15 protein-coding genes, 1 tRNA gene and 1 other RNA gene are annotated in these 16,688 nt (G+C 54.6%); 10 read left to right on the top strand and 7 right to left on the bottom strand.

From position 1 onward, the window contains the following. Positions 1–9 precede the first annotated feature (9 nt). On the bottom strand, positions 10–561 hold the full coding sequence (locus AYW79_RS09290; protein WP_067952901.1) for an RNA polymerase sigma factor: 552 nt from the start codon (positions 559–561) through the stop codon (positions 10–12). Positions 562–698: 137 nt separating this feature from the next. Between AYW79_RS09290 and rnpB the strand changes: the two genes are divergently transcribed. The 10 genes from rnpB (at position 699) to AYW79_RS09240 (ending at position 11,026) form a co-directional block, all read left to right on the top strand. Further along, an RNA gene (gene rnpB, locus AYW79_RS09285) (RNase P RNA component class A) lies at positions 699–1,110 on the top strand. Positions 1,111–1,239: 129 nt separating this feature from the next. Further along, the gene (locus tag AYW79_RS09280) at positions 1,240–1,563 is read left to right on the top strand and encodes an ASCH domain-containing protein (protein ID WP_067564822.1); all 324 of its coding nucleotides are present in this window, start codon (positions 1,240–1,242) and stop codon (positions 1,561–1,563) included. An 85-nt stretch (positions 1,564–1,648) separates the two neighbouring features. Further along, entirely contained in the window at positions 1,649–2,911 is a 1,263-nt protein-coding gene (locus tag AYW79_RS09275) for a sensor domain-containing protein (protein ID WP_067564820.1), read from the top strand. Beyond that, on the top strand, positions 2,898–3,428 hold the full coding sequence (locus AYW79_RS09270; RefSeq protein WP_067564818.1) for a DUF309 domain-containing protein: 531 nt from the start codon (positions 2,898–2,900) through the stop codon (positions 3,426–3,428). Before AYW79_RS09275 ends, AYW79_RS09270 begins: the two co-directional genes overlap by 14 nt. Beyond that, positions 3,406–5,892, top strand: a complete 2,487-nt coding sequence (locus tag AYW79_RS09265; protein ID WP_067564816.1) for a bifunctional acetate--CoA ligase family protein/GNAT family N-acetyltransferase — start codon at positions 3,406–3,408, stop codon at positions 5,890–5,892. The genes AYW79_RS09270 and AYW79_RS09265 overlap by 23 nt, the downstream gene beginning before the upstream one ends. Then, the gene (locus AYW79_RS09260) at positions 5,889–6,635 is read left to right on the top strand and encodes an NAD-dependent protein deacylase (protein WP_156481810.1); all 747 of its coding nucleotides are present in this window, start codon (positions 5,889–5,891) and stop codon (positions 6,633–6,635) included. The genes AYW79_RS09265 and AYW79_RS09260 overlap by 4 nt, the downstream gene beginning before the upstream one ends. Before the next feature lie 144 nt (positions 6,636–6,779). Beyond that, on the top strand, positions 6,780–7,826 hold the full coding sequence (locus AYW79_RS09255) for a helix-turn-helix transcriptional regulator (protein WP_067564814.1): 1,047 nt from the start codon (positions 6,780–6,782) through the stop codon (positions 7,824–7,826). A gap of 45 nt (positions 7,827–7,871) precedes the next feature. Beyond that, positions 7,872–8,972: an extracellular solute-binding protein gene (locus tag AYW79_RS09250; protein WP_067564812.1), complete on the top strand. Its 1,101-nt coding sequence runs from the start codon at positions 7,872–7,874 to the stop codon at positions 8,970–8,972. Between the two features lie 6 nt (positions 8,973–8,978). Beyond that, on the top strand, positions 8,979–9,758 hold the full coding sequence (locus AYW79_RS09245; RefSeq protein ID WP_067564810.1) for an ABC transporter permease: 780 nt from the start codon (positions 8,979–8,981) through the stop codon (positions 9,756–9,758). A gap of 134 nt (positions 9,759–9,892) precedes the next feature. Then, positions 9,893–11,026, top strand: a complete 1,134-nt coding sequence (locus tag AYW79_RS09240) for a molybdopterin-dependent oxidoreductase (protein ID WP_067564808.1) — start codon at positions 9,893–9,895, stop codon at positions 11,024–11,026. Positions 11,027–11,106: 80 nt separating this feature from the next. Here the strand turns inward: AYW79_RS09240 and AYW79_RS09235 are convergent, their stop codons facing one another. The 6 genes from AYW79_RS09235 to AYW79_RS09210 form a co-directional block, all read right to left on the bottom strand. Next, complete coding sequence (locus AYW79_RS09235) at positions 11,107–11,298, bottom strand: hypothetical protein (RefSeq protein ID WP_067564807.1); 192 nt, start codon at positions 11,296–11,298, stop codon at positions 11,107–11,109. Between the two features lie 48 nt (positions 11,299–11,346). Further along, entirely contained in the window at positions 11,347–12,615 is a 1,269-nt protein-coding gene (locus tag AYW79_RS09230) for a Ger(x)C family spore germination protein (RefSeq protein WP_067564806.1), read from the bottom strand. Then, complete coding sequence (locus AYW79_RS09225; protein WP_067564802.1) at positions 12,599–13,756, bottom strand: GerAB/ArcD/ProY family transporter; 1,158 nt, start codon at positions 13,754–13,756, stop codon at positions 12,599–12,601. The genes AYW79_RS09230 and AYW79_RS09225 overlap by 17 nt, the downstream gene beginning before the upstream one ends. Beyond that, positions 13,753–15,951 (bottom strand): spore germination protein, encoded by a 2,199-nt coding sequence (locus AYW79_RS09220; RefSeq protein ID WP_067564801.1) that lies wholly within the window; start codon positions 15,949–15,951, stop codon positions 13,753–13,755. The genes AYW79_RS09225 and AYW79_RS09220 overlap by 4 nt, the downstream gene beginning before the upstream one ends. Positions 15,952–16,032: 81 nt before the next feature. Beyond that, complete coding sequence (gene acpS, locus AYW79_RS09215; protein ID WP_067564800.1) at positions 16,033–16,419, bottom strand: holo-ACP synthase; 387 nt, start codon at positions 16,417–16,419, stop codon at positions 16,033–16,035. A 98-nt stretch (positions 16,420–16,517) separates the two neighbouring features. Then, positions 16,518–16,604: transfer RNA gene (locus AYW79_RS09210), tRNA-Leu, on the bottom strand. Positions 16,605–16,688: the final 84 nt, after the last annotated feature.

Raw genomic sequence — 16,688 nt, 5'->3', positions numbered from 1 at the left:
ATCCTATCATCACTCGTTAAGTGGGATCTCCAATTGTTTTTCAAGCGCCTTTCGCGCATAGGCGAGGCGCGATTTAACGGTGCCGAGCGGAAGTTGTAACATGACGCTGATTTCTTTGTAATCATATCCGTCACGCTCACGCAAGAGTAAGACTGCGCGATGCTCTGGAGTGAGTTCTGCCAGCGCCTCCCGTAGGGCGAGCCGATCGCTTGCGTCTGTGTCGTGCGCCTGAGTTTCGGGAACATGCTCATGCACTTCTTCGCGTGCCTGGCGCCGCGCCCGCCGCCGACTCAGATCGATTGCGGTTCGACTCGTCAGTGTGGTGAGCCAGCCGCGGTATGCGGCGCTCGTCTCGACGCGGTGTAAGTTTTTGATGACTTTATACATCGCTTCAGACACGGCATCCTCAGCGTCGTGGCGATTTTGCAAAATGCCGTATGCCACGGGGTAGGCGAGGCGCGCAGATGTTCGAATTAAATCGCTGATCGCGTTTTGCTCCCCGCGCATCGCCCGTTCCACAAGCTCAAGCAGTGCAGGGTCGTCGTATCGCGCGCCGTCCACCTCCTCGTGGCTCTAAAAAAAGAGACGCATGTGCACCCCAACAGGTTCAACCTCAGTGTGGAATTGGAAGAAAATGATCGCGTTGAGAAAAAGCGCGATTGCAACAATCCCATGCTCTATGATATAACAGGCAGGCGCGAGTAAGCGAGGCAATCGCCGGTGCAGCACCGAAAGGTCGCACGGGAGGAAAGTCCGAGCTCCACAGGGCGTGGTGCTGGGTAACCCCCAGTGGGAGCAATCCTAAGGAAAGTGCCACAGAAATGGAGACCGCCGATGGGAGCAGTGATGCTTCACAGGCAAGGATGCAACGGTGCGGTAAGAGCGCACCAGCGGCGCGGTGACGCGTCGGCTAGGTAAACCCCACCTGGAGCAAGACCGCATAGGAGTGCATTGTGGTGACCCGCCACGCACTCGGGTAGGTTGCTTGAGTGGCGCAGAGATGCGTCGCCTAGATAGATGATTGCCACCTCAATTCGTGCGAGGCCATGAACGTTGATGGCTGTCTGAGTACGTGAGGAGACAGAACTCGGCTTATTGCTTGCTCGCGCTCATTATTTTTTATTGCTCTCTTTTATAGCGTATTTCCTCGGGTAGGATTCACAGCGCGCGCAAACACTGTGTACATCACGCGTACGAAATGTACATCACGCCACGCGTACAAAACAGGAGGTTTCGCGAATGGAAAATGTTCCACAACCCCGTTCTCTGGAGCGTTTGATCACGGATCCGATGGATACAAAAAAAGCGCTCGACGGATCCAAACGCGCTCAACGCAGAAGCAAACGCTATGGCGACCCAGGTGATCGCTTCACCCTTGCGGGCCATCCCTTTGAACTGACTGCGGTGTACACTCAACAGTTTCGCGACATTTCGGATGAAGATGCGCAAAAGGAAGGCTATGAAACGCTCTCAGCGTACCATCGTCACCTGTCGGAAATGCATTCGAATGCGCATTTTGGACCTGACCTCACATTTTGGGTTCACGAATTTCGCGCACTGTGAGAAACGCTATTCCAAGACTTTCTAAATTGTTATAGAATTAGAGACAAGGTTCGATCATAAGGCTTTTGGCCCAAGGAGAATGAACTTGTCGTTTACGCCTAACCGCGAGCAAATGTATCGCCTGATTGCTGAAAATATGACGGACATGATCGTATTCCTTGACCGCGAAGGAAACTATGTGTACGCATCTCCGTCCCATCATTTTAAACTCGGCTATGGCGTTGACGAATTACTTCATAAAAGTGCGTTTTCTTATCTTCACCCAAGCGATCAAGCGCGTATCAAGGATCGCTTTTTTATGCTTCCCAATCATATCGACGGTATTGCAACCGATTTCCAATTTAAAAATGCAAACAATGAATATATTCACCTTGAAGTACACGCAAAACCGATTTATGAGGCGGGTGAGTGGGTCGGCGTGCTGGTCGTTGGGCGAGACGTCACGGAGATTCGCAAGGCGTGGGAATTGGTTCGCATCAACGAGCAGCGCTTTCGCTCCTTGTTTGAATTCAACCCGAATGCAATCTACGCGATGGATGGGAGCGGTGTCTTTACGCAGGTCAATCCGGCGACGGAGCGGTTGACCGGATACTCTGCAGATGAGTTGATCGGGAGCTCTTCGCTCAAATACGTTCACCCGGATGATCGCGTGACGGCGATCCGAAATTTTCGACAGGCGCTGAAAGGAACCGCTTCGACCTTCGAGATGGTTACCATTCACAAGTCAGGTAGTAACATTCAACTCAGTGTGACATACGTGCCGATGACCATCAACGGGCAAATTGTCGGCGTTTTTGGGATCACCACAGACATCACCGAGGAAAAGAATGCGAAAGCGCAGGTTGAGTTTTTGGCGTACCACGATCCATTGACGCACCTACTAAATCGCAGAAGTCTTGACGCGCACATCAAAGCGTGTCTCGCGGCAAGCAAGCCACATTTAGGTGTCGCCATTCTTTTAATTGATTTGGATGAGTTCAAGCGCGTGAATGACACGTATGGCCATCACGCAGGCGATGCGCTGATTTGCGGTGTTTCCGAGCGCTTGCAAGAGATCGAGAGCAAGCACGTGAGCGCGTTTCGGTTGGGAGGCGATGAGTTTTGCGTTGTTGTATGTAGACTCACTTCACTGGATGAGGCGCAGTCCTTTGCAGAACATGTTCTCGCGGCGCTATCTGAAAAGATTCTCTATGATGATTGGACAATCAGGGTCACCCCGAGCATCGGATTTGCGTATGCGCCAAAAGATGGCCAGCTTCCAGAGACACTCTTGATTCACGCGGATCACGCGCTCTATGCGGCAAAGAGAAGTGGCAAAAATCGGGTTGTCGCGTATGCGATCGAGTGAGACACATCTCGCGCGACGCGCATCGCGCCATGAAGGGATTTTGACATTGGACGAGCGGCTGCTTGCGTATCTTCACTGCTATAACATTCGACGCGACTATTTCCTCTGTCACGAATACGGTGAATCTTTATGGCTTGATTCGGGGCGACCAGAGGCTCTCAAAGGACTCATTCAAGCGGCAGTCTGTCTCTATCATCTCGAAAATGGAAATGTGCGCGGCGCCTACCCAATGTGGCTGCGCGCAAAAGCGTATATGCAATCGATTCGGCCGGTCTATGAACAAATCGATATCGAGTCGCTCCTTCGCGACACACAGCGCGTCTTTGATCATCTTCCACGCGATTTATTTGAACGCGTCGTCCCCGAGCAGCGGATTGCATTGCTTCAACTGCCGATTGTGACACTGCGCATTCTCGATTCTAATCTTGCAGAGCAAGTCAAGACGATGACACTTCCACCGCTTCACGGCGATGAGGCTGAGGGAGGGGATCGCGATGACGCGCATCATCTTACGTGACGGACGCGTGGCAACCATGGTGGTCGCCACCCAGTCGGAGGACGACGTGGCACGCATTCGCTCACTGTATGAGCGCGTGTCAAGAGATAGTCTATACGCGCGATTCATGCACGTCGTAAAGCATGTGAGTGACGCGATGATCCGCGGAATGATTGCGGACGGCGGCGCGCAGGGAATCACGCTCCTTTGCATCGCGAGGGAGGAGACGCTCGCGATGGGCCACTACATGCGCGGTGAAGATGCGATGGCAGAAGTCGCGTTTCTCGTTGATGACCAGTTGCGAAATATGGGTCTGGGAACGCTTCTTTTGGAGCATCTGGCAGAGCATGCCTGGCGGCATGGCATCACGCGGTTTGAGGCGCATGTGCTTCGCGAAAACACCGCGATGCAGCATGTTTTTCGCCAGAGTGGCTATGCGGTCAAGAGCGACGCGACGTTTACGACCATTCGCTATGAACTTCCGCTGGCGCTGACAGAACAGAGTCGTCACTTGCGCGAGAGCCGTGAAAAGGCGGCGACAGCTCGCTCTCTCGCGCCTTTTTTTCGTCCCCGCGCAATCGCGCTCATCGGTGCGTCGCGCAATCCCGTGCGCCTTGGACACCTGTTGCTGCGGCACATCTTGCTGTCAGCGTATCAAGGCGCCGTTTTCCCGGTTAATCCGACTGCGTATGCGATCTCGGGTGTACGCGCCTATCAGGATGTGGCCGAAATCCCCGATCCAATCGATCTCGCTGTCATCGTCGTGCCAGCAAAACAGGCATCGACGGTTGTCGCATCATGCGTTCAAGCGGGCATTCGCGCCATTATGGTTGCGTCATCTGGATTTGCCGAGGCGGACGCGCAAGGTGCAGCGCGCCAAGAAGAGATGGTAGCGCTCGTGCGCGGGGCAGGAGGGCGGCTGCTTGGGCCAAATGGGATGGGCGTTGTCAACACCGATTGCGATGTATCGCTCAACGCCAGCTTCTCACCTGTCATGCCAAAGCGTGGCGCCCTAGCCATCGCAAGCCACTCGGGAGCGCTTGGCGTCGCGATTCTGGAATACGCAACGCGCATAGGCGTTGGCATCGCTTCGTTTGTAAGCCTTGGCAATCGAGCTGACGTTTCTGGCAATGACCTTCTTCAGTATTGGGAAGATGATCCGGAGACGGAGATGGTTGCGCTTTATTTGGAGTCGTTTGGAAATCCGCGTAAATTCTCGCGCATTGTACGCAGAATGGCGCCAAACAAACCGATACTCGTCGTCAAGAGCGCGCGCACAGCGGCGGGCGTCGCGCTCTCAGATACGCGTCAGACCACACAGATCGCATCGGATCTGCTCGTCGATGCGCTGTTTCGTCAGACCGGCATCATTCGCGTGGATACGCTCCAAGACATCTTTGACGTCGCCGCACTGCTTTCGACAAAGCGCATGCCGCGCGGACGACGTGTCGCCATCGTGACGAATACGGCGGGTGGCGCTGTGATCGCGGCAGATACGCTTACGCGCGAAGGGCTCCAGTTTGTCGGCCCGCTTGTCAACCTCGGATTTGAAGAATTGGCAAACAGCTACCGTGATGTGCTGCCCCATGTCCTGCGCGATCCTGCCGTCGACGCAGTGATCGTGATTTTCACACCCGTTGGCGTCGTGGATGAAGGGGCGGTGTTACGGGCAATCGGCGAGGCTGTAAACGAAGTTTACGCGGATAGCGCGCAGGATGAGCAAAAGCCTGTGGTGGCCAATCTGTTGATGATGGGCGAAGAAAAACCGCGCGCCATTGCAGTGGGCGGCGTCGCGATTCCGATCTATCCGTTTCCAGAACAGGCGGTACGCGCGCTCTCTAAAGTGGCTGAGTACGCGTTTCGCAAAGCGGAGAGTCGCGGCTCCATTCCCGAATTTGAAGGATGGGATCACGCGGCGATTCGCGCAGAGATGATCGCCTGCAAATCGCGTGCCGATAGGCTTTGTGGGGAATCTGCGCGCACGCTTATGAACTTGTGTGGCGTTGACCTTGACGATCAGGGGCAGACGCCTAACGCTATGCGATCTGTTGCAGCAGAAGGCGGGAGGAGTGATGAAAATGTGTTCTCTTTGCGCGTCGTATCCGATCCGCTCTTCGGGCTTTTGCTAACGCTAAATGACGGAGAAGACGGCAGCCCGTCAGACGTGCTCCCACGCGATCCGGACGCGCTTCGCATCACGCCGCTCACCGATGTGGATGCGCGCGAACTGGCGTTACACGCGCTGAAACTGCGCGCGCTGCAAAGCGCTGCTTTGGCGCCCGCTGGGGTGGACGAGTTCCCGCCTCCCGCGCGATCACTTTCAGAGCTTCTCTTGCGCATCTCGACGCTTGTTGATGAGAGCCCGGAGATAAGCGCGCTGACCCTTGGGTGCATCACCGTGCGGGGCGATCATGTTTTTGTTCAGGCAAAGCGCATTAGCTTTTTGTTTCATCCGGATGCTAGGAGTGGGGGCGAAACCTCGTGAATCCTTCAAAAGTTGCGCTTTTGAGATCATTAATCGAAGCGAGCAAGCGCCTGGTTGTTCTCACGGGAGCGGGAATGAGCACCGAATCAGGCATCCCTGACTTTCGCAGCGCAGGTGGTTTCTTTGAGGACGAGACGCGCGCGCAACGCATGTCTGACTCGTTTTATCGCGCCGACCCGGAGGGGTTCTGGCCCGAGTATAAGGCTGTTTTTCTGCGTCCTGAATTCCTCGCGGCAAAACCCAATCCGGGGCATCTCGCGCTGGCGGAACTCGAGCGCATGGGAAAGGACATCACGATTCTCACACAGAATGTGGACGGACTCCACGCGGCGGCGGGAAGCGCTCATGTGCTTGAGTTACATGGAAATATTCATGCGGCGTTTTGTCCACGCTGTGGCGCGCGCTACACGCTCGACGCAATTCTTGCGAATGACGTTCCGCACTGTCACGCGTACACGCTAAAAGGCGGTGACTGTCAGGAAATTCTGCAACCGGATATCGTGCTGTTTGAGCAACCTGTGCGTCACTACCAAGAGGCGTTTTACGCGGTTGCACGCGCAGATCTCCTTTTGATCATCGGAAGCAGCCTGACCGTGGAGCCGGTCGCCAGCCTCCCGCAGTACGCATCGCACGCTGCAAAGCGTGTCGTCATCAACCTTGAGCCAACCGACCTCGACGAACGCGCGGATCTCTGCTTTTATGAGCGGCAAGCTGAAGTGTTCGCGGCGATCTTGGCTGACTAAAAATGCCTGAATGGGTGCGCTCGCGCAGGTGGTTGGGATCGCACTTGACAGATCACCCACCTTCCTTCATGATCTATAGCGTGCAATTATTTTTACCTTCATGTTTTCTTTGTTTGCTATTCGGAGTTTAAGAGAGGGGCATCCATGCAAAACAGGCTGCGGGAGATGCGCCAGCGCGCATCGCTAACGCAAGAGGATCTCGCGCTGCGCACAGGCGTTACGCGTCAGGCGCTCAGTGCGATCGAAAAAGGCGCGGTCATTCCAAACACGGCGACGGCGCTTACGCTCGCGCAAATTTTTCACTGTCGCGTAGAAGACCTCTTTTTTCTTGATGAGAGACCTTCCTTTCACATGCCCGGCATGCGCGTGGGCGATCCGTTGATCCTTGCCCGAATCGCGGGGCAAACGGTTGTTCACGCTGGACGCCAAGAAGGCAACCGCCGATTGGATGCGGTGCTTCCAAACGCGCGCGTATCAGAAGTAAGAGGCGCGCACATCCGCGTCATGAATGCGGCGTATGGCGCTCATCCTGACGAAGTCTTTTTGGTGGCTGGCTGTGACAGTGCGCTTGGACTCTGGGTACAGGCGATCAATCTCGCCGCAGGGAAAACGGTCGCGTACTGGATCAACTGCGACAATCAAACGGCGCGTGCGTACCTCGCCGAAAAAAGGGTGCATGCCGTCGCGACGCATTTCGGTCAGGGGCTGTCTTTTGACGAAGACAAAGAGGTCAAAGCGCGCCTGCAATTCACGCGCTATCGACTCGGATTTGGCTTTGCGGGGGAGCGTTTTGCACCGCCTGACGCTGAGCGCATCAAGGCGATGCGCCTGGTCAATCGACCGCGCGGCGCCGGTGCTCGTCAGGCGCTTGATCGCTGGTCACACGAAAATGACGCACACGTAGACACACTTGCGGGATACGATGTGGAACTCCCGTCGCACGCGCATGTCGCAGAAGCTGTGGCGTGTCGCTTTGCGGATCTAGGCGTCATGCCAGAACCGGAGGCGTACGCGTGCAACCTTGATTTTGTGTCACTGAGCGAGGATTCGTCTGTGCTGTCGTTTGCGGTGGATTTAGTCCATCCGGTCGTTTCACACGCGCTGCAAACGCTCGCGTCCGATCGTTTTTTGGCGACACTAAAAATCAGCGGTCCCTATGACGTGTCGACCCTTGGTCGCATGCTTACATAACCATCGACATAGCACGATTGATAGTGAAGGAGAGACGGATACTTTATGAAAAATGATTCAATACGAGGACAGCGAAAAATTCGGTTTACACTCTTTTCAATTGCAAGTTTGACGCTTTTGGCAGGCACACTGGGCGCGACTCACGCGTTTGGCACAACGAAAAACACAGCTTCGCACACCGCGCAACAAGGGACACAGCCGAAACATTTGGCACGTCGCGCGGCGACGTCCGTCGCGCATACTCCGCTAAAGGTATACTACGCGGGATCGATGACGCAGGTCATGGAACAGGCGATCGGGCCACAGTTTGATAAGATGACAGGGGATACGTACCAGGGCAAAGGCATGGGATCCGTCGCGCTCGCCCAAATGATGAGAAACGGATTGGGGCAGCCTGACGTGTTTATCAGCGCGGCGCCTTCTGTCAATACGTCCTTGCTCATGGGAAAGACCAACCACAATCTCGAAACCTGGTACATCACACTCGCCAAAGATCAATTGGTGATCGCTTATAACCCGACCAGTCGCTACGCCAAAGACCTTCGTCTCGCCGCAGCGCATCGCCTGCCCTGGTACTCTGTTCTCGAACAAAAGGGCTTTCGCCTCGGCCGCACGGATCCGACGATCGATCCAAAAGGCGTCATGACCGTCGAGATGCTCCAATTGGCTGAACGTTTCTATCACAACAAAACGCTCTCATCGCGCATCATCGGCAGCGCGCTAAACCCAAAACAGATCTTCCCGGAAGAAGCGCTGCTCGCGCAATTGAAGACAGGTCAAGTCGATGCGGCGGTCGCCTTTTTGCATGAGGCAAAAGAGTGGCATGTGCCTTATATCACACTGCCAAACGCGATCAACCTCGGCGATCCGGCAGAGTCTGCTTTTTATCACAACGCAACGTGGACACAAAAAGGTAAGACGTCCCACGCGGAACCGATCGTGTTTACCATCTCGATTCCCACAAACGCCAAGCATAAGGCGGCGGCGATTGCCTTCGTCAACGACTTGCTCTCGGGACCTGCGAACAAAATTCTTTTGCGAGAAGGGTTTACGGCGATGCCTCATACTGCGTATGGACTTCGTTCAGCGATCCCGACCGTTTTGCAAAAAGACCTGACACCTACAAAGGGCAGTGTCCACGCGTAACGGAACGTGAGAAAACGCGCGCCTATTCATTCGCTTTTGCTGATCATTCCGTTCAGTTTTATCCTTGCGCCGCTCGGTGCACTTTTTCACTCACGAAATGCGCTGTCGTTTCAGAGCCTGGTTTCGGATCCGGCATTTTTCCCGGCGCTTGAAACGTCATTGCAGACGGCGGCGCTCACAACGTTTTGCGCCATGCTCTTTGGTGTTCCCGCGAGTTTTGCGCTTTCGCGTGCGCCGCGTTTGATTCGACAGACACTTCATGGATTCCTCTTGATCCCTCTGATCATCCCGTCGCTCATCGGCGGGATGGCGGAACTCATGCTGTATGGACCAAACACGCCGCTTGGCGCGTGGTTTAGTGCGTTTGGCGTCTCTCTCACCGGAAGTAGCGTGGGGGTTGTGCTTGCGCAACTTTTTGTCGCGAGTCCTTTTCTCATTCTGAGTGTTTCACAGGCGATGACAGAAGTGCCAAAAGAGTATCTCGAAGCGACACAGACGCTAGGAGGAGATTCTTGGGCCTATTTTTGGCATGTGCTGCTCCCAATTTGCAAAGACGCGATTGGCGTCGGCGCCGTCCTGACGTTTGCGCGCGCGATCGGTGAGTTTGGGGCGACGCTCATGATGGCATATCATCCCTACACGCTGCCGATCTACGCTTGGGTATCGTTTATTTCTGGCGGACTTGCGCAAATTGTTCCGCTGTCTGTCCTGCTCGTCGGATTGGGCGTTTTGGTCAGCCTTCTCGCCTCTTTTTTGCAACGGTTCACGCGTTCAGGCCTGATGTGAAAATGTCACGGAATGGTCACGTAAAAACGGTTCACGCGTGAATCCACTATGTAGAATCGATCGTATCAAAGGGAAAGCAGCCGCTCTTTTGATCGATCGATGGTCGTGCGGCGACGCGGGGAGTGAACGAATCCATGAAGCGCGCCTTCGCGCACGGTAAATGGCCCATGATCTACGTGCGAACACATTGGTTTGCACTCACAGCATTTTGTGTTCTCCTCGTCACAGGTCTCCTGCTCTTTCTCCCGCAGGTTCACACCGTGCTCATCCCTGTACTACCGCTGCTGCTCGATCTTCACATCACGGCCGGAATTCTGCTCGGACTCGCCCTTTTGCTTCCCCTCGTTGCCCGACTTCCAAAAGGGAAAAGGGTACGTCGTCTCGACTGGATCATGACGCAGGTGCTGCTTGGCGCCATTACGCTGACAGGGCTCGCGCTCTGGCTGATCGCCCTCTTTCCCGCGACGTGGCGCGGACTCGCATTTACGCTTCACGGAGATTTCGCGTACATCATGGCGGGTTGGATCGTCATCCATGTTGCGATGCGGCTCTTTTCCATCGGCACAAAAGCGCGCGATTCAGTGATCACCCGCCGCGTCGATTGGAGTCGCCGTCACTTTCTTCGCTATAGCGCGCTTGGCGTGCTCGGCAGTTTTGTCGCGCTCGCAGTTGGTGGACGAAGACCGGCCGAAACGCTGCTCGCGCTTGGTTCAAAAGCCTCAAAGGGGAGTGCGATTCCGCCGTTTCCTGAGTACTATACGGTCACGGGATCGTATCCAGCGCTAAAAGAACAGACGTATCGCTTGCAGATCGACGGACTCGTCGGAAAACCCTTGACCCTGACGCTTGCAGATCTGAAGGCCATGCCACAGGAGCGCATCGCGCGCAATTTTCAGTGTGTGACAGGCTGGGTTGTGCCGAACCTCATGTTTACGGGCGTGTCGCTACGCGAGGTGATACGGAGCGTTGCGCCGACGTCAGATGCGAAGTATGTCACCTTTTTTTCGGCAGACGGGGTGTATACGGAGAGTCTCACGATGGCGCAGGCGACAGTCTCTGACGTGCTGCTGCTGTACGCGATCAACGGCGAGCCGCTCCCTGTACAGCAAGGGTATCCACTGCGCTTGTTTGTGCCGGAGATGTACGGCTATAAGTCGATCAAGTGGCTCAACCGCATTCGCTTTGACGCGACGCGCGTCGATGGGTACTGGGAGCAAAACGGCTATCCTGCAAACGCGTACATCGGCGGCGCGACAGGCGTTTTGTGAACGCATTTCCGAAGTGATGGAGCGCGAGTGTGACGTAGCAGCGCGCTTATGCACAGTTGGTTCAGGAAAATCCTGCACGCTCACCACGGCAGGGTGGAATTCCAGTGCGTATACTCGATGAGGACGAGAATGGCGAGACTGATTGTAAAGAGAATGAGTAGTGCGAGGATGATCGAAGAGGCGCGTTCTTTTTTCCACAAGTAGGGAACGACGGGTCCGGAAAATACGAACACGATCATCATCGGCAAATAGAATCGCAAAAAGAATATCACAGTTGCACCGACCTTCTTTTTCTCGCAGCGTACATCGGGACGGTCTCCTTATTCTGTAATGTTCGCGGGCGCGCGCTGCTTGCCAAACGAACTCATGAGAATATGGTAGCGAACGGTGAACTTAGCGTGATTGAATTTCTGCACATAGTGAAACGCTTTCCAGCCTTGATCTGTGAGAAACCTGGTTTTTAAGGCGCCAGAAAATCCGAAAATATCGCCGTGAAACGCGGTCTGGCAGCGGCGCAAAAGGGCATACGTTTCCTGTTCCAAATGGCGCTCTAACCCTCGCTCGAGAAGGCGCGTGTAACGAGCGTTCTGCACAAAATCAACGCCTGCATTCGTGCCGATCAATGACGCCTGAAGGGGTACGTCAATGAGGATATGCAACTGGGTCTTGTCGAGATGCGCCGTGACGTGTGGCGAATAGTACTGTTTGATCAGGACGGCGTCACGCGCACCGTGTTTGACAGGGTCGTCGAAACTTTTGATAAACTGACCGGTCTTATTTCGCATGATCGCGTAGATGCGCACTTCTGCGCCAGTCAAACGCCCGACGCCGAGGTTGTTTTGATACACTTCTGCGCCCATCGCCTCAACCGGATTATCGCCATGATCGAGCGGGACTTGTCCCGCGTAAACCTCATCCTCGTTCTTTAGCTGAGATGTTTTGCTGAGGCGCGATTTGATCGCGATCAGCGGTGTGATCGGCAGCGTGTTCCCCGACTCGACACGGATAAAAAAATCGTTCAGGGTGGTTTTTGGAACAAGGCTCGTGTAGGTGACCTGATTCCGCAAATTTTCGAGTGTGCGCGCAGACGAACTGCCGAGTTTGCTGCGATTCACGTGCATGATCTTTTCGATCGGATCAAGGCTTGTGATGACGGCAATATCGCGACGAAAATCGCGTTCGCGCACCAAGGCCTCCATCAGTTCAATCGCGTCTTCGTGTTTGATGAGCGCTTCTGAGAGAATGATCGCTTTGCACTGAAGCAGTGAAAGCTGCCGATCGGTCGTGATGTTGGCGAGGTTTCTCGCCGCGCCGAAGCTTGGCGTGACAAACGTCGCGACAATGTTTTTCGCCTGAGCGACGTTTGGGTTGGAACCCTGGATCGAGAGCGGCGCCTCGTACTGAAACGAGATTTGCAGGTTGTTTTTTTGCGGCGCCTCATCCACGCCGACGATGCTGATAAAGGTGAGATCCTCCAGTTCGTGACTGTCCCAACAGCCGGTCAGCGCAAAACTTGACGCGAACAAAAGAGAGAGCGCCAGGGAGCGGCGAGTGACGCGATGGGATTTTCGGTTAAGCGAAGCGCGCACGCTTTCTGCCCCCCCTTCTTGGCGATTGGTCGCTCTTCTTCTCAGCGCTGCCTTGATCTGCTTGTTTGTGTCGCTTGCGGATCAAGCTGACGATTCCGACGAGGAGTGCGAACCCGCCATACAAGGGGAATGTTCGCTGCTGGAGCCAGATGTCTTTAAAATCGATCGCCGCCTCAAGGCTTGGCGGCACAAAAGAGCCGAGATAGATCAGAAAACCGGTGGGTAAGAGAAACCTTCGGTAGTTTGTGGTGTTGCATAGTTCCGCGAGTTGGAGGCATATGACGAACAGAAAAATGGTCATGCGAAGAAGTGAGACGGGGAGCCAAGACAGCGCGAAAATCGCTTCGATGTGTTGGAAAAAACGACCGAAATACAGCAGTTTTCCAACCTCGATGAAAAGATAGTAAAGGTGATCGTCGGTTGGGTAGGGCAGCATGAACTGGGTGATATAGAGCCCCACGACCACCATGGACACGGCGGTGCCATACCCCCAGAGCAACCCGCGTTTAAACTGCGCGTAGGTGCGGAGAAAGGGGCGCAGCATAAAAAAAAGGATGATTTCTCCAAAGTATCCTGCGTGCAGGACGCCTTGCTTTGCGAGCGTGCCGATTCCAGGTCCTAGCGGCGGAAAGAAGCTGGTTGTATCCCACTGCGAGGTGGTAAGGATCGTGAGGATCAGGATCGTCGTGACGACGACGGTATAGGTGATCAGCGTCGCGCGGGCGATCACTTCCAGCCCCATATAGGCGCCAAAAAGCATGAAGATGAGAAAGACGTAATCGATGACAGTGGGCGGCGTCTGGGGGAGAAAGACGAGTTGCACCTGTTCAATGTCTGCGCGCATGCTGACACACGCGTCTAAATAGAGCAGCACAAGGGAAGAAGCGCCGATCAGCGTGCCGAGGAAATTCCCGAGATTGATCTTCGCCAATCCGACAAAGCTGTGGTTCGTTTTTGCCGCAACGAAAAGGGGTAGGACAAACAAAAACATGATCGTCGCAGAGAGCATGCCGAGCAGTCCAGCCGCCGAGTGTCCGTAGTGCACGAGAATCACAAAAAATGGATTGAGCGCCTTACTGAGGATGACAACCGCGACAATCGCGGCAAGGTGTAGGTTGCTGATGCGACCTTCTTGAATCATGCGGTCGACCCCCCGCTCGCGTCGGCCGTCCCCGCTTGGGAGGTGCTGGTGGTTGAGGATGCACTCGCCGCTGTGGATTCACTCTTTTGGGATGGATCATCCTTCGAGGATGACCCGGTTCCAATTTTTCGCACGTTACGCTTGGTGCGCCAGGGTCTGTTCGAAGAGGCTTGCGCTTGATCAGCCTTTCCTGATTGCGCATCTTGCGGCCGCTCTTGTGGAGTTCCCTGAGCGCTATCCACGTTCGTTGATACGGTTTGCGGCGCCATGCGATCCTTCTTTTGTGACGTCTCATTTAAGGTGGGCCGACTGCGCAGCGACCCTGGGAGTTCGTCGTACTTGATGACGTTTTTTCGAAAGAAACCTTCTTCTTTCGGGCGATACGGTGACAGAGGCGTGAGGTAGGGTACCCCGAAGGATTGCATGGAAGCGACGTAGATAAGCAAGATCAACAGCGTGCACCCCAGTCCGAACAAACCAAAAATCCAGCTCATAAATGTAAAGATAAAGCGCAGGTAGCGAATCGAAAAATTGAGTTCGACGTTTGGCACGGCATACGAACTGAGGCCCGTGATCGAAATTAAAATGACGACGAGCGGTGTCACGAGATCTGCTTGCACCGCCGATTGACCGAGGATCAGCGCTCCGACGATGCCAACCGTTGGTCCGATCACCTTTGGGACGCGCAGCGACGCTTCACGGATCAGTTCAAAACCGAGTTCGAGGATCAAGACCTCGATGATCGTCGGGAATGGCACATTCTGACGGGCCGAATAGATGGTGAGCATGAGATCGGATGGGATCATCTCCTGTTGAAAATTCACGAGCGCGATGTAGAGCCCTGGAAGCAGAAGCGCGTTAAAAATGGCGATGACGCGCAGCACGCGCAAGAAGTTGACAAACCAAAACCGCTGGTACAAGTCATCTGACGTTTCAATTTGCATGAGGAATGTGGTCGGCGCCAAGAGTCCCAACGGCTTATTCTCGACGATGATCGCGACGCAGCCGCGATAGAGGTAGCGCGCGATAAAATCGGGCCGCTCACTGTAGAGGCTCGTCGGGAGAATCGAGTACGGATGATCTTCGATCAACTGCATGACGATGCCAACGGCGTCGAGCGAGATGCGACCGATATGATCGAGTCGACGATTGACTTCATCGACGAGTTTGGGGTTGGTAAACCCGGAGATGTGCATGACGCACACGCGCGTCGACCCGATGTCTTGCAGTTGTTTCACTTGCAAAATGAGTTCTTTGCAGTGGACGACGCGGCGCATGATCGACATGTTGTAATTCAGGTCTTCGGTGAACGCTTCTTGGGGGCCGCGAATGATCGACTCGTTGACGGGTTGGCCAATCTCGCGCGCTTTAAACTCTGCAAACGAACAGGTCAACACTTCAGAAAAACCCATAAAGAGAAGAATCTTCCCGGCGATCACCTGATCGGGCAGGTTGCTCATTTCACTCTCAAGCGACCAATTGGCGCACGGCAAGAGGTGAGCGAGCGTCGTCATGTCTTCGAGCGGTTCGTGAATGTGCGGAAACACTTGCAAGATGAATTGCTCGATGGCCGGTTCCTTTACAGTCACACTTGAATAGACGAGAAGCACGCGCTGGTGGGCGGCTGTAAAATGTTCAGCAAACACCATATCGGCGTTGCGCTCCGCGTGGAGCAGTTTTCGGATGTACGTCTCCTGCTCTGCGAGTGACGCAGGCAAGGGGTGCCTAGGATCGACTGCGTTATTCTGAGGATTTGCGGTCGTGTCGTCTGACGTGATGCGCTTTTCCCGGCGCTCGCTCACACTTTGATAGGTTTGTTGCGCTTGTTCTTCATCTTGTGCTTGATCACTTTTCTGTGCTATTTCATCAGGAGTTGTTTGATCGCGGCTTGACGAACCGCGATCCTTTGTTGATGCACCGGTTTGTTGGCGCAGGCCAAACGTTTTGGCGAGAGTTTTTTCGATCATCGTTTTGTCAACGTAGCCGGTCCTTGGTTGCCCGTGTTCAGATCGCTCGTGGGATTTTTCATTCTGTTTTTCTGTGTTGCCACGCATCGCTTCGGCGTAGCTCGTTTCATCCGTTCCTTCACGCCCATACGCGCTCGGACTGAGGCTGAAACGTCCGCGAAAAGGAGATGGACCTTCGGAGAGGTTGATGATCCAGGCGAGTACGCGTACGAGCCGCTGTTTGAACATCGCGCATCCCTCCACCGCATGGTGTATCGACCGGGCATCCTGTCGACATTCATTTGGTAGGGTCTGCCGATGCGGGGAGTTTTATGCTTTGCGCAGCATGATCACGGAGGCGAGTGCGTGATCGCGATTGTGGGTGATGCTAAGGGTGATTTCTGAGATGCTGAGTCGTGTGACGACGTCAAGCGCGTTTGCGTGAAGGGTCATGTGCGGAGCGCCGCTTACAGTGGAGGTTACTTCAATGTGAAGAAAACGGATCGGAGTGCGCTTTTCTACGCTGTAGAGCGCCTTGATCGCAGCCTCTTTTGCCGCGAAGCGGCCTGCATACCATTCCATTTGCCGCTTTGCAGAGAATGGGTTTGCGTGCGCGATCTCTTGGGGGGTAAAAATGCGTGCGAGGCGTTTTGGCTGATTGAGAAAGTTGTGCATCCGCTCAATCTCGATCAAATCGATCCCGTGCAAGAGGTGCATGAAGCGCGCCTCCCTCTCTGCGAAAATTTTGAACTTTGCGCGTTGCCCGGTGCGCAACGAAACAAAAAGACTACACGAATCGCGTAGCCTTTTAAAGGTGGTGCGGTCGAGAGGACTTGAACCTCCACGCCCTGACGGGCACAAGAACCTGAATCTTGCGCGTCTGCCAATTCCGCCACGACCGCATGTCAATCGCCTACTTAATTTACCACAGTTGACGGTGCCATGCAAGAGACACGGAGACTCGCACGCTATACATAGGTGTGCAG

Origin of the sequence: Ferroacidibacillus organovorans, assembly GCF_001642725.1 — a bacterium.
GTDB classification, from domain to species: domain Bacteria; phylum Bacillota; class Bacilli; order Alicyclobacillales; family SLC66; genus Ferroacidibacillus; species Ferroacidibacillus organovorans.
The sequence above is the reverse complement of the archived record's forward strand: the minus strand, read 5'-3'. Positions and strand labels throughout refer to the sequence as shown.